This is a genomic window from Oribacterium sp. HCP3S3_B9, assembly GCF_052064255.1.
Taxonomy (GTDB): Bacteria; Bacillota; Clostridia; order Lachnospirales; family Lachnospiraceae; genus Oribacterium.
Genome location: NZ_JBQHVY010000002.1, coordinates 82,688 through 96,955, shown reverse-complemented (window position 1 = coordinate 96,955; position 14,268 = coordinate 82,688). Strand labels below are relative to the sequence as shown.

9 protein-coding genes and 2 tRNA genes are annotated in these 14,268 nt (G+C 55.4%); all 11 read left to right on the top strand.

The window, feature by feature from the left end:
- Positions 1–35 precede the first annotated feature (35 nt).
- On the top strand, positions 36–1,973 hold the full coding sequence (locus ACTNC3_RS01795) for an ABC-F family ATP-binding cassette domain-containing protein (RefSeq protein WP_441226269.1): 1,938 nt from the start codon (positions 36–38) through the stop codon (positions 1,971–1,973).
- A gap of 468 nt (positions 1,974–2,441) precedes the next feature.
- Complete coding sequence (locus tag ACTNC3_RS01790) at positions 2,442–4,172, top strand: peptide ABC transporter substrate-binding protein (protein ID WP_410042998.1); 1,731 nt, start codon at positions 2,442–2,444, stop codon at positions 4,170–4,172.
- 259 nt (positions 4,173–4,431) lie between these two features.
- Positions 4,432–5,367 (top strand): ABC transporter permease, encoded by a 936-nt coding sequence (locus tag ACTNC3_RS01785; protein WP_410042997.1) that lies wholly within the window; start codon positions 4,432–4,434, stop codon positions 5,365–5,367.
- Between the two features lie 2 nt (positions 5,368–5,369).
- Positions 5,370–6,449, top strand: coding sequence for an ABC transporter permease (locus ACTNC3_RS01780; RefSeq protein ID WP_441226268.1), 1,080 nt, complete (start codon positions 5,370–5,372; stop codon positions 6,447–6,449).
- A gap of 1 nt (position 6,450) precedes the next feature.
- Positions 6,451–7,545, top strand: a complete 1,095-nt coding sequence (locus tag ACTNC3_RS01775; protein WP_441226267.1) for an ABC transporter ATP-binding protein — start codon at positions 6,451–6,453, stop codon at positions 7,543–7,545.
- Complete coding sequence (locus ACTNC3_RS01770; RefSeq protein ID WP_410042994.1) at positions 7,529–8,485, top strand: ABC transporter ATP-binding protein; 957 nt, start codon at positions 7,529–7,531, stop codon at positions 8,483–8,485. The genes ACTNC3_RS01775 and ACTNC3_RS01770 overlap by 17 nt, the downstream gene beginning before the upstream one ends.
- A 184-nt stretch (positions 8,486–8,669) precedes the next feature.
- Positions 8,670–8,755, top strand: a tRNA-Ser gene (locus tag ACTNC3_RS01765).
- 325 nt (positions 8,756–9,080) lie between these two features.
- Positions 9,081–11,675: a PIN domain-containing protein gene (locus tag ACTNC3_RS01760; protein WP_441226266.1), complete on the top strand. Its 2,595-nt coding sequence runs from the start codon at positions 9,081–9,083 to the stop codon at positions 11,673–11,675.
- A gap of 113 nt (positions 11,676–11,788) precedes the next feature.
- Positions 11,789–11,872: transfer RNA gene (locus ACTNC3_RS01755), tRNA-Leu, on the top strand.
- 172 nt (positions 11,873–12,044) lie between these two features.
- Positions 12,045–12,917 (top strand): SDR family NAD(P)-dependent oxidoreductase, encoded by an 873-nt coding sequence (locus tag ACTNC3_RS01750; protein ID WP_410042992.1) that lies wholly within the window; start codon positions 12,045–12,047, stop codon positions 12,915–12,917.
- Between the two features lie 146 nt (positions 12,918–13,063).
- Positions 13,064–14,257, top strand: coding sequence for an RluA family pseudouridine synthase (locus tag ACTNC3_RS01745; RefSeq protein ID WP_441226265.1), 1,194 nt, complete (start codon positions 13,064–13,066; stop codon positions 14,255–14,257).
- Positions 14,258–14,268 lie beyond the last annotated feature (11 nt).

Here is a 14,268-nt window from a genome sequence, read left to right as displayed (position 1 = left end):
GATCCCCGGTTCGTCCGGGTGAAGTAAGGAAGGGTATGGCACAGAACAACATCGTTACGATCGAACATCTCAGCAAGGTCTATACCGAGCGGCAGATCTTTCAGGATACAGATTTTTCCATCAACGAGGGCGAGAAGGTCGCGCTGATCGGCGTGAACGGCACCGGTAAGTCGACACTTCTCCGCATCATCGCGGGGCTCGAGGAGCCGGATGAGGGCAGCATGGCGATGCGCCGCGAGCTCGAGATCCGCTTTCTTCCGCAGACGCCGTCCTTCGACCCGGAGGATACCATCCTGGAGGCGATCCTGCATGATAACGAGGGGCACCAGCATGTATGGGACCTGGAGACAGAAGCGAAGAAGTTCCTGTCAAAGCTCGGTGAGAACGACTTCAGTCGGAAGATCAAGGAGCTCTCGGGCGGACAGAAGAAGCGTGTGGCGCTCGCGAGTACACTGCTCAGTACCGCTGATCTGCTGATCCTCGACGAGCCGACGAACCATCTCGACGGCGCGATGTCCGAGTGGCTCGAGGAGTACCTGAAGCGCTATAAGGGGACACTGCTGATGGTCACCCATGACCGTTATTTCCTCGATGAGATCTGCGACCGCATCGTCGAGCTCGATCAGGGCAAGCTCTACAGCTATAAGGCGAACTACGCCGGCTACCTCGAGCTGAAGGCCGAGCGTATGGACATCGCCCGTGCGAAGGAGCGGACACGTCAGAATATTCTTAGGAACGAGCTGAAGTGGGTGATGCGCGGTGCGAAGGCACGTACCACGAAGCAGAAGGGACGCCTCCAGCGCTATGAAAAGCTCTCAGCGATGCACGGACCGACGGAGGAAGAGGAGCTGAAGCTGAGCTCCATCCGGACCCGCCTCGGCAAGTCGACGATCGAGCTCGTCGATGTCTCGAAGGCGTACGACGGGCATGTGCTGCTCGATCACTTCAACTATAATTTCCTGCGCAACGACCGCGTCGGCATCATCGGGCCGAACGGCGCGGGCAAGTCGACCCTCGTCAAGATGATCACCGGCTGGGAAACACCAGACAGTGGTGAGATCAACGTCGGACAGACCGTGCGCATCGGTTATTTCAGTCAGGAGAACGAGGCGCTCGATGGAAATCAGCGCGTCATCGATGCGATGACCTCCATCGGCGAGTACGTGCACACCGTGGACGGTCTCATCAGTGCGAGCAACATGCTCGACCGTTTCCTGTTCCCACCTTCCGTGCAGTATATGAAGGTCGAGAAGCTGAGCGGCGGCGAGAAGCGTCGCCTCTATCTGCTCCGCGTCCTCATGTCCGAGCCGAATGTCCTCATCCTCGATGAGCCGACGAACGACCTCGATATCCGTACGATGACGATCCTCGAGGATTATCTCGATCACTTCGACGGGATCGTCATCACGGTATCCCATGATCGCTACTTCCTCGACCGTGTCGTGAACCGCATCTTCGCCTTCGAGGGCGATGGCCGGATCAGCCAGTATGAGGGTGGTTACACCGATTATCAGGTCGAGTATCTGCGTCGCCACCCGGAGGAGGACCCGAGCTTTGCGAAGGCCGGCTCGATCGGAGGTACCGGCGGGAACAGCCTGGCGTCTTCGAAATCGTCAGTCAATGCCGGCGACCGCGGTGTCGTCACTGCTCAGGACGGAACGACCAGCAGCGCCTCCGGTGATACCGCAGCTGCGGCGTCCGGCGACAGCAGCCCGTCAAGCTCCAATCGTGACCGTCACCAGCTCCGCATGTCCTACAAGGAGAAGAAGGAGTGGGAAACCATCGAGGCCGACATCGACGCTCTCGAAACCCGCATCGCCGCCATCGACGACGAAATGATGAAGTACGCCCAGGACTTCATCAAGCTCCACGAACTCACACAGGAGAAAGAAGAAAAAGAAAATCTCCTGGATGAAAAGATGGAACGCTGGGCATATCTCTCTGATCTTCAGGAACAGATCGATAAAAACTGATTGTAAAATGTTAAGGAATTTAAATGGCTGGTATCGAGTGCTGTTTGGTTGACAGACCCGAAATGCGTAATCAATAAACAGCACCGGTACCAGCTTTTTCAGTGGTAACGTGGGACGTCACTAGCTGCCTTGTGGGGACAGACATCGAAATGCTCTACAGTAAAAAGCACTCGACGCCTGTTTTCTTATGAATCCAAGATGAATAAATAAATTTTATGTATTGCATTACTATTGTAAAAATATATTTATAGACATACAAAAATGTGTCTAATAACTCGTTTTTGATATAACTTAATTGATTACTATTCATATGCGTTATATTTGCTTTTACTAATCGCTATGCTTTTACGAATTCATGCGCTGGACTTTAACGGTGTAAAGTTATATACTTTCATCATCGCGCAATGGAGTGCTAGTTTTTGACCGGTGAAGCCATTGCGTTTTCTACTTTTTAAGGAGGAGTAAGTTATGAAAAAGACAAGAGCACTTGTTGCGACCGTAACTGCTGGTGCGATGGTCCTCAGCATGGCGGCTTGTGGATCTTCTGCATACCAGGAGACGACCGCCGCTGCTGCGACTGAGGCTGCCGGCACTGCAGCAGCTGGTGAAACCGCTGCCGCTCAAGAGGCGACCGGAACCGTTTCTTCATCTGACCTGAAGGTTATGCTGGAGACCCCGGTTATGTCCCTCGATCCGCAGCAGGCAACCGATGGAACCTCTTTTGAGGTGATGGCCAACTACACCGACGGTCTGACACAGATGGACGACAGTGGTGCAGCTGTAGCTGCCATCGCAGAGAGCTGGGAGACCTCCGACGATGGTCTCACCTGGACCTTCCACCTTCGTAAGGATGCGAAGTGGTCCAATGGCACACCGGTCACTGCGAAGGATTTCGTATTCGGCTGGCAGAGAGCCGTGGATCCGGATGTTGCTTCCGAGTATGCATACATGCTTTCCGACATCGGCCAGGTAAAGAATGCCGCTGAGATCATCGACGGCACGAAGGACAAGTCTGAGCTCGGTGTAACTGCGGTCGATGACAACACCTTACAGGTGGAGCTGAACGCGCCGGTTTCCTACTTCCTGTCCCTGATGTACTTCCCGACCTACTATCCGGTCAACGAAGAGTTCTTCAACACCTGCCCGGATACCTACGGTACATCTCCGGAGACCACCCTTTCGAACGGTGCCTTCGTGCTCGACTCCTATGAGCCGGCAGCGACGGAGATTCACCTCACAAAGAATGCGGATTATTACGATGCAGACAAGATCAAGCTTGCCGGTATCGATTATCAGGTGATCCAGGATTCTCAGCAGGCACTTCTTTCTTACCAGAGCGGCGACCTCGATCTCACTCTTCTCAACGGTGACCAGGTTGACCAGGTACAGGACGACCCTGCATTCAAGGCGGTCGGTGCCGGATACCTCTGGTATGTAACACCGAACATCAGCGCTGTTCCAGAGCTGGCCAATGACAACATCCGTAAGGCACTTACCTTCGCGATCGATCGTACCGCCATCTGTGAGGACGTGCTGAAGGATGGCTCGAAGCCGACCTACACCGCTGTTCCGATGGACTTCGCAGCAGGTCCGGATGGATCTGATTTCTCCGCAGACCAGACCAAGTTCCAGGATGTATGTGCAGATGATACCGCAAAGGCAGCAGAGTACTGGCAGAAGGGACTCGACGAGCTCGGTATCACCTCCCTCACCCTTGATATGGTTGTCGATGCAGATGATGCACCTCAGAAGGTTGCTACCGTTCTTCAGGAGCAGTGGCAGACCGCTCTTCCTGGCCTCACCATCAACCTGACGGTAGAGCCGAAGAAGCAGAGAGTACAGGATCTTCAGGATGGTAACTACCAGCTCGGTCTTACCAGATGGGGTCCGGACTACGCAGATCCGATGACCTACCTTGGCATGTGGACGACCGGCTGCTCCAACAACTACGGTTTATGGTCCAGCACCGATTACGATGACATCATCGCAAAGTGCACGACCGGCGAGCTTGCAACCGATCCGGAGGGTCGCTGGTCCGCAATGTACGATGCTGAGAAGATCGTTATGGATCAGTCCGTGATCTTCCCGCTGTACACACAGTGCAATGCAGAGATGCTGAGCACCAATGTCACCGGCGTTGCATTCCATCCGGTAGCCCTCAACAGAGTTTACAAGAACGCTGTAAAGACCGAAGGCTGATTATCTGATTGTTTGAAACAGTTCTTTTGATAGCAGGCCGCATGAAAATGCGGCCTGTATCATTTCAGGCTTATGCCATAGACAGGCTCAGAAACGCACTGCTTCGACGTACGGAGACGTACATCCCGGAGTGCTCCTGCAAAACAGGAAAACTTTGGAGGAAAATCGAAGACGGCCGCGCTTTCGAGCGTGTCTACGGCTTAAACCGTAGTACGCAGGGCAGAAGAGTGTACGCACTCTTGTCCAAAGGGAGGTAATTGTGAAAAAGTATGTAACCAAGCGAGTGTTAACCTCGATCTTCACCCTCCTCGTCATCTTACTGGTGCTCTTTATCCTGATGCAGCTGATGCCGGGATCACCGTTCAATGATGAGAAGCTGAATGATGCACAGCGCGCCGCACTGTATGCGAAGTATGGACTCGATCAGCCCGTCGTCGTGCAGTTCTTCCGCTATGTAAAAAACATGCTGACCGGTGATTTCGGTGTCAGCTACAATATCTCGAAGAACACCCCGATTTCCCAGCTCATCGCAACCCGTCTTCCGATCTCCATCCGTATCGGTGGTGCTGCGGTCAGCCTCGGTGCTGTCGTCGGCCTCATCCTCGGCCTCATCGCGGCGCTTCGCCACGATACCTGGGTCGACACCCTCTGCACCGTGATTTCAGTCATCGGTGTATCCGTACCGTCCTATGTATTCGCACTGCTCCTCAGCTACCAGCTCGGTTTCAACATGAAGCTGTTCCCGATGCTGTTCGATGCGAAGCGGGCGATGGCCTCGAGCGTACTGCCGAGTATTTCACTCTCGATGTTCACGATGGCCTCCATCGCACGTTTCACCCGTTCTGAGATGATGGAGGTCCTCGACAGCGACTACATGCTGCTCGCGGAGTCGAAGGGTATCTCCGGATTCGCCCTGATTTTCCGTCATGCACTTCGAAATGCCCTGATCCCGATCATCACGGTCCTGGCACCGCTGATCGTCGACCTCATGACCGGTTCCCTCGTCGTCGAGAAAATCTTCGCCATCCCGGGCGTCGGCTCACTGCTCGTAAACGCGATCCAGTCGAATGACTACAACGTCGTCATCTCCCTCGCGTTTATCTATTCGGCGATGTACATCGGCATCATGCTCGTCGTTGATATCCTCTATGGCATCATCGACCCGCGTATCAGACTCGCAAAGGACGGTAAATAAGTATGTTTGGAAAGAAAAAACAGCTCATGACAGCCCAGACGGCTGGTACGGTCAATGTTTATGTCCCGGTCGACAGTGACTTCGTCCGGAAGGATAATGCCGGCGAGATCGCGATCGACAGCAATTTCTCCTCCCAGTCCTTCTGGAAGGATGTGACGACGCGCTTCATCCATAAGAAGAGTGCCGTCATCGGTCTCGTGTTCGTTCTCCTGATCACCCTCATGGCGATCATCGGGCCGAAGATCTCCGGCTACAGCTTCTCTGCACAGAATCTGCAGATGAAGAACCTCGCACCTCGTATGCAGGTGATCGAGAATCTCGGCATCCTCGACGGCTCCGAGAAGATGAAGACCACCACCGGCACGAAGCTCGTGAACGAGTATGCAGCGAAGAAGCTCTACGATACCTTCTACTGGTTCGGAACCGACCGGTATGGCCGTGATATCTTTACGAGAACCTGGTCCGGTACCCGTGTGTCCCTGATCATCGCCTTCGCCGCGACCATCATCGACATGGTGATCGGTATGTCCTATGGACTGATGTCCGGTTACTTCGGCGGGAAGACCGATATCATCATGCAGCGTATCCTCGAGATCATGAACGGTATCCCGCGGCTCGTCATCGTGACCCTGCTGCTTCTCGTGCTGAAGCCGGGTATGGTGACCATCATCTTCGCGCTGATGCTCACCGAGTGGGTCGGCATGAGCCGGATCGCGCGGGCCGAGATGCTGAAGCTGAAGGAGCAGGAGTTCGTCCTCGCCTCGAGAACCCTCGGTGCCGGTGCGTTCCATATCATCTTCAAGGAGATCCTGCCGAACATCATCGGACCGATCATCACCCAGGTCATGTTCTCGATCCCGACCGCCATCTTCACCGAGGCGTTCCTGAGCTTCGTCGGACTGGGTATCCCGGTTCCGCAGTGCTCCCTCGGCTCCCTGATTTCTGATGGCTATAACAGCTTTACGACCCATCCGTATCAGATCATCCCGCCGATCATCGTCATGGCGCTGTTGATGCTTTCGTTTAACCTGATCGCCGACGGTCTCCGTGAGGCGCTCGATCCGAAGATGAAGGAGATGTAAGATGGCAGAACAGAGAGAAAAAATTCTCAAGATCGAGAATCTTGATATCAGCTTTAAGACGACGGCCGGAATGGTGCATGCCATCCGTGGCGTAGACATTGACCTTTACAAGGGGGAGACGGTCGCCATCGTCGGTGAGTCCGGCTCCGGTAAGTCGGTGACGATGAAGGCCGCCATGGGCATCCTCGCGAAGAACGCGACGGTCAATGCAGGCTCCATCCGCTTCACCTACACCCACGCAGATGGACAGACCGAGACGGTCGAAATCCTCGAAAAGGATAAGAAGTGGATCCGTACACATATCAACGGTAAGCGGATCTCCATGGTGTTCCAGGATCCGATGACCTCCCTCGATCCGACGATGAACATCGGGAAGCAGATCATGGAGGGCATGATCTGGCACTATAAAACGAAGAAGGAGGATGCCTGGAAGCGTGCCGTCGAGCTGCTTCGAGAGGTCGGCATCGAGGAGCCGGAGAAGCGGATGAAGAACTATCCGCACCAGCTCTCCGGTGGTATGCGGCAGCGTATCGTGATCGCGATCGCGCTGGCCTGTGATCCGGACCTGCTGATCTGCGATGAGCCGACGACCGCACTTGATGTGACGATTCAGGCGAAGATCCTGGAGCTGATTAAGAAGATCCAGGAGGAGCGCGGCATTTCCGTTATCTACATTACCCACGACCTCGGTGTCGTGGCGAAGGTTGCGGATTATGTCAATGTCATGTATGCCGGAAAGATCGTCGAGAAGGGTACGATCAACGAGATCTACTACGATCCGCGCCATCCGTACACCTGGGGTCTCCTCAGTGCGATGCCGGACCTCGACACCGCCGACGAGCGTCTCTATACGATCCCGGGTTCACCGCCAAACCTTCTCCACGAGAAGCAGGGCGACGCCTTCGCACCGCGTAACCGGTTTGCGCTCGAGGTCGACGACAAGGCCGATCCGCCGATGTTTAAGATCAGCGATACGCACTATGCAGCCACCTGGCTTCTGGACCCGCGTGCACCGAAGGTAGAGATGCCGGCGGAGCTTCGCGCAAGAATCGAACGTATGAAGAAAGGAGCCGGCATCGATGGCAGTGAATTATAATCAGGAGCCGATCCTGAAAGTGGACGGCTTAAAGCAGTATTTCAAGGTCTCGAATTCCTTCACGGTGAAGGCGGTCGATGACGTCAGCTTCGAGATCTATCCGGGCGAGACCTACGGCCTCGTCGGTGAGTCCGGTTCCGGTAAGTCGACGATCGGCCGTTCCGTGATCCGTCTCTATGATCCGACCGCAGGAAAGATCCTCTTCGAGGGGAAGGATATCAGCGGAAAGATGAGTAAGGATACGCAGAAGCTCCTCCGCAACGATATGCAGATGATCTTCCAGGATCCGATGGCTTCGCTCAATCCGCGTAAGAAGGTCGAGGACATCATCGGAGAGGGCCTCGATATCCATCATAAGTTTGCGAGTGCGGCAGAGCGTGATCAGATGGTGAAGGCGATCCTCCGAAAGGTCGGCCTCGCACCGGAGCATGCGACCCGTTATCCGCACCAGTTCTCCGGTGGACAGCGTCAGCGTGTCGGCATTGCCCGTGCACTCATCATGAACCCGAAGCTGATCATCGCGGATGAGTGTATCTCCGCGCTCGACGTTTCGATCCAGGCGCAGGTCGTGAACCTCATGAAGGACATCCAGGAGGAGACCGGCACGGCGTACCTCTTCATCGCGCATGATCTTTCGATGGTCAAGTATATTTCCGACCGCATCGGCGTCCTCCATCTCGGACATCTGCTCGAGACCGGTACGACCGAGGAGATTTTTAACCATCCGGTGCACCCGTATACCCGCTCACTGCTGAGCGCGATCCCGAGCCCGAACCCGGTGGTCGAGAAGAAGCGTGTCGCGGAAACCTATGACTATAAGACCTCCGGCATCGACTACACGAAGGGTACGAAGCACCTCGTGGAGGGAAGCCACTATGTACGCTGCACGGACGAAGAGTTCAGCGAGTGGATGAAGAAAGCACCACTGGTCTATGATTAAGTGAGCATGTCTCGAGCCGGTGACCCGGATGGGCGGCAACGGAGGCACAGTACTCCGTTGTCGCCCCTCTGGGTCCCCTTAGCTGAACTGTTACTTGCTGTCCGAAAAATATTTTAATTAGTGCTTGACGTGGGCGTGGTGCTTTGCTATTATAAACGAGCTGAATTGATGCAGCACAACACATGACGAGGTGTGATAATTGGTAGTCGGCCAGCCTGGAAAGTTGGTGCCCGTGTATGCGGGTTGTGAGTTCGAGTCTCATCCTCGTCGCTTGAAAAAACCGGTTCATTTGAACCGGTTTTTTTGTTATACTAGTCACGATTTAAAATTATGTTTAGAAACCCTGGGTTTGTACAGGCTGAAATTTCATTTCATGCAGGGGTATATGAACCGGATGAGACGGACGTGTTGTTTCGATCCTGATGGAACGGATCGGATTTCATCTGGAGAAGAGCGGAGGTGTTCTGTATGTGATGTGTATCGCATGCAGGCTTCTTCCGGGATGCATGAGCGGAGAGCGACTGTACTGAAGTATCTGCGGGACGCAGAGGCTGGAACCCATGAGGGAACATCAGCGAAAGCAGAAGGAGCTACAGTGATTATTTTAGTTGATTTTGAGAATACCCATGCATCGGGACTCGAGGGCTACACTTACCTCAACGAGAGTGATACGCTCGTTATATACTACAGTGATGAGAACAGTGCCGTGACGAAGGGCGTCGTGGATGATCTTCGGAAGAACGGGGTGCATGTGCGTCTCGTGAAGCTGCTGAAGCAGCACAGCAACGCGCTTGACATGTACATCGCGTCGACGACCGGCATGTTCCTGGATTCGGGCGAGAAGATCTGTATCGTATCGAAGGACCATGGCTATGCCGCCGTACGCGATTTCTGGCACAGCCTGCGCGGCGCAGAGATCCTGCTCGGCGAGACGATCAAGCAGTGCCTTCTGAGCTCGGAGCTGAACGACGAGGCACGGATCCGTCTCTGCAAGGAGCGCGAGCAGAAGGCGATGCTCGTCGATACATTCACGACGATGAACACCATTCCGACCCGTCCGACGCTCAGCCGCAGCAACCAGCGCCGTCGTCGCAACGATACCCGGAATTTCATGGAAGTGAGTGAGCCGGTGGCGATCCTGCCGAATCCGCTCATGACCGAGACCCCGGCCGATCAGCTCGCGAAGGAACTGAGCAGTGCCGTAGCGAAGTCCGAGAACACTGCACGTGAGGCACAGTCGGAATCTGCAACACAGCAGGAGACGGCGATGACCGCGTCCATATCCTCGGACAATACTTCCGACGTGGTTGCGGTCACGGAAGCGGAGGCTTCGACCGCTGTAGGACGCAGTGAGCGTGGCGGCCGTGGACGGAATGGCCGCAACCGTCGCAATGATCAGAATAACCGAAATGACCGGAACGATCGACCGGAGCGCGATGACCGGAATGCGCAGAATCGTTCGGATGCCACTGCAGCAGAGAAGATCGACAGTGAGCAGCGGACAGGTCGTGAGCCGGATGCACGGACACAGAACGCGCGCAGCACACGTGAGCAGGAGAATAATCGCCGGGAGCAGAACGGCACAGCGGAGCAGAACACGACGAGTGAGACAGTACAGGAGCGTTTCGGCGGGTATGATGGCATCATGAAGATGAACGAGGCTTCCCGCATCGCCCTCGATAAGCGTCAGGAGCGCGATGAGCGGAAGGACGAGCAGGACGAACCGTCTGCCGCAAGGAACAGAAATCATCCGAAGCAGAATGCACAGCCGGCAGAGAAGAACCGCAGGGATGCAAGGTCGGTAAACGATGAGAAGCAGCGCACTTCTGAGAACCGAAAGCAGGAAGAGAAGAGCGCTTCCGAGGATCCGAAGAAGAACATCGCAAATAGTACTTCCGGAAATATGCCACAGGACATCGCGAACGCTGCGACACGGACACAGGTGACGCAGGAAACGACGGCGCTTGTGAAGGCCGAGAAGAAGACGACGGCGGTAGCAAAGGTCGATCCAAACCGCGTACAGTTCGTCTGGGATCCGGTCACCCGCTCCATGAAGAGAGTCGGCGGCCCGGCAGAGGAAGTAAACGCAGATAAGAAGGAAGACGCACAGAAGGCAGATGCTGCTGAGAAGAGAGATGAGGCTGAAGTAAAGGTAAACGCAGATGCCACGGAGAAGAGCGTTGCAGATGCTGTGAAGAATACGGAAGCAGTGGCGGAGAGCACTGCGGACCATACGGCAGAGAAGGACACAGCGGCGGATACAGAAAACAGCCAGGGCGCAGCAGGCACGAAAACCGCAGACGTTTCCGGTGCTGCTCCAGCGAAGGATGAAGTAGCAGAAAAAGAGCGCCTGATCGCTGTGACAGCGCAGGCTGGGGAAGCTGCAGCTGATCTTCGGGCAGACGTCTCAGACGATGCAAAGACTACGATGGAAGAAAAAACAGCTGTAGATGCTTCGAAGCCAGAAAATGTAAAGAAGCCAGCTGCGGAAACTGCATCAGAGCAGCTTGAAACCGCTCCGGAGAAGACACTGGAAACGGTCATTACAGAGCATGCTGTAACGGCGACGGAAGAGAAGGCAGACTCAGAACATGTGCAGGCAGGACAGGATGTAGCAACGGATGACATGAAACCGGATGTCGAGACGAAGAAGTCCGGTGCACATCGTAAGTCGAAGAGGTCCGCTTCTGTAAAGAAGGAGTCCGACGCTTCGGAAAAGCCTGCAGATACAAAAAAGGCTGCGACCTCCAGTAAGCCGAAAGCGAAAAAGAAAGCCGCTGTAAAGCGCGAAAAGGCTTCGGACAAGGATGCCAGTGCTTCAGTAAAGACGTCTTTAGAGGATGCAGCGAACGCTTCGGAAATGACGCAAATGAAGTCGGAGTCTACGGCTCCCGCTTCGAAGAAGTCTGGAAAATCATCGAAGAAGATGGAAGACGACGTGACCGTAGATGCTGCGGAGGCTCAGCCGGCTCTTCAGATGACGGAAGAAGACATCCAGCTCACGAAGAAAAAGTACAGTGAAGGCATCAACACCTTACACACCTACTACGTGCGCCTGATGAAGGCCTTCGGTCGTGAGCAGGGCCGTGCCATCTACGAAAGCACGAAGAAATCCGTTCAGGAGGACATCAAGGCCCGCAAGGCACAGCTCGCCGCGCAGCCGACCACGACGGAAGCAGAAGAAAATTAACGAGTGGCCCACGGGTCAGACCCCCGGGAGACGAAGAAGTTCCGGAGCAAAAACGAAAAATGAAAAAAGTTGTTGCCAACCGGCTTCCGCTGTGCTAATATACACCTTGTCGCGCGGGAGTGCTGAAATTGGCAGACAGGCAAGACTAAGGATCTTGTGTCCGATAGGACGTGTGGGTTCAAGTCCCATCTCCCGCAGGAATGAACCGGAAGCTGTAGAGCTTCCGGTTTTTTTATGCCCTAGTCCGTATATCGCGCAGCATGCCGACCACCACGGAAGAGAAGGTTTTATGGCGGAAATGATTCTTTAACGGGATGGCATTGCGTCGGCATGGTATACTGGGTATCAAAGAAAAGAAGAGGTGCAGATATGAAAATTGCGATCATCACCGGCGCAAGCTCCGGTATGGGCCGGCGTATGGCCATCGAACTGAACGATACCATCCCGAACATCGAGGCATTCTGGCTGTTCGGACGTCGCGTTGAGCGCCTGGAAGCCCTCGAGAAGCAGCTCACGAAGCCGTGCCGCTTCTTCACCGACGACCTCCAGACGAGTGCCGCACGGGATACTCTGCAGCGTGCCCTCGCGGAGGAGGCACCTGAGATCGTCTTCCTTGTGAACGCCGCGGGCTTCGGCCAGATCGGCACCATCCGGGGATTAAGCCTCGAGGATCAGCTCGGCATGGTGGACCTGAACATCGGCGCACTCACCTCGATCACGCGCCTCTGCCTGCCGTTCATGGCCCCAAAGTCCCGCATCCTGAACTTCGCGTCCAGCGCTGCCTTCCTGCCGCAGCCGAATTTCGCCGTCTACGCCGCGTCGAAAAGCTACGTGCTGAGCTTCAGCCAGAGCCTCGCCGAAGAGCTCAGGACGACCGGCATCCGTGTCACCGCCGTCTGCCCTGGCCCGGTGAAAACCGAGTTTTTCGAGCGCGCCGAGACCAGCGGCCACATCCCGTTCTATAAGTATCTTTTCATGGCGAACCCGGAGAAGGTCTGTCACCTCGCGCTGATGGACAGTGTGCTCGGAAAGGGCATGTCCGTATATGGCGTGAGCATGAAGCTGTTCCGCATCCTCAGTAAGCTCCTGCCGACGAAGCTGATCATGCTGAGCATGCGACTCCTGAACGGCCGCTGTGCCTACGACGGTGATGCGGCCAATGCAGGCGACCAGCTCGTCACCGGCTCCGCCTTCCATCATTCAAAGCCGGAAGGAAACGATCGCGCTGACGTGAAGGCCTGACGCAGTCAGGGACGGAACCCGGAGGAGCGGTAACGGAGGCACAGTACTCCGAGACCGGTGAAATATCTAAGCCGGGGTCCCTGCCTGATCTGTTACAACCAAGGAGAAAACGAGCGCACATCATAAATTGACAGTGAGGAACCTCTGTGAGAGAAATCAACGTATCGACCAACGAAGCCGGGCAGCGCCTCGACAAGCTGCTGCGGAAATATCTGAAAAATGCGAATACCTCCTTCATCTATAAGATGCTTCGGAAGAAGAACATCGTGCTGAACGATAAGAAGGCCGAGGGGAAGGAAATCCTGAACCTAGGAGACTCCGTGAAGATGTACTTCTCCGAGGAAACCTTCGCCACCATGACGGGGCGGACGGGGCAGTATTTCGGAAGTGCTGAAAAGAACCGGGAGGCGAGAGCGAATGCATCCGCTAAGTGTGCCTGTCCGGCATCGGATCAGACATCATCCGCAGGAAAGAGCTACGCACAGATGTACCGTAACGGATCTTCCGGAAATACTTCTGAAAGAAGAGAGAAGCGTGCTTTTGACGGCAACGCACAGACGTATCGTAACGGATCTTCCAGAAATACTTCTGAAAGAAGAGAGAAGCGCGCGTTTGACGTAGAGGGATTCCGAAAGCATATCGTCTACGAGGACGAAAACCTGCTGGTGCTGAACAAGCCATCCGGATGGCTCAGCCAGTCGGATGCTTCCGGTCTTCCGTCAGTGAACGAGCGCTGTCTCCAGTACCTGATGGCGACAGGAGCCCTCACGGAAGCACAGCTCCAGACCTTCAAGCCGGGCATCGCAAACCGCCTCGACCGGAACACCTCCGGCCTCATCCTCTTCGGCAAGACCCTCCCGGCGCTGCAGGCGCTCGCCACGCTGCTCCGTGACCGAACGATGGAGAAGTACTACCTCGCCATCGTAAATGGAGACATTGACCACGCACAGCGCATCGACGGCTACCTCGCGAAGGACGAACGTACGAACCGCGTCGAGATCCGCCCACAGCCGTTCCCGGACGCCGTCGAAATCCATACCGCGTACGAACCGCTGAAGCGCAGTGCGGAATACACCGTTCTGAAGGTCCACCTCATCACCGGTAAGACCCACCAGATCCGTGCACACCTCCGTGCCATCGGCCACCCGATCATCGGTGACCCGAAGTACGGCCGGAAGGACGCCAATGCTTACTACCGTACCCATGGTGGCGTGCAGTCACAGCTCCTCCACGCGTGGGAACTGCACTTCCCGGAAAACCTTGACGGCCCGCTCCAGAAGCTCGCCGGCCAGACCCTCACCGCCGAACCACCGAAGGACTTCCGCCCGTTTCTCCAGTAATCCCCGGCTTG

Excerpts from the sequence above, each read along its gene's own strand:
- ACTNC3_RS01795 (WP_441226269.1), top strand. The coding sequence starts at position 36 with ATGGCACAGAACAACATCGTTACGATCGAACATCTCAGCAAGGTCTAT.
- ACTNC3_RS01790 (WP_410042998.1), top strand. The coding sequence starts at position 2,442 with ATGAAAAAGACAAGAGCACTTGTTGCGACCGTAACTGCTGGTGCGATG.
- ACTNC3_RS01780 (WP_441226268.1), top strand. The coding sequence starts at position 5,370 with ATGTTTGGAAAGAAAAAACAGCTCATGACAGCCCAGACGGCTGGTACG.
- ACTNC3_RS01775 (WP_441226267.1), top strand. The coding sequence starts at position 6,451 with ATGGCAGAACAGAGAGAAAAAATTCTCAAGATCGAGAATCTTGATATC.
- ACTNC3_RS01770 (WP_410042994.1), top strand. The coding sequence starts at position 7,529 with ATGGCAGTGAATTATAATCAGGAGCCGATCCTGAAAGTGGACGGCTTA.
- ACTNC3_RS01750 (WP_410042992.1), top strand. The coding sequence starts at position 12,045 with ATGAAAATTGCGATCATCACCGGCGCAAGCTCCGGTATGGGCCGGCGT.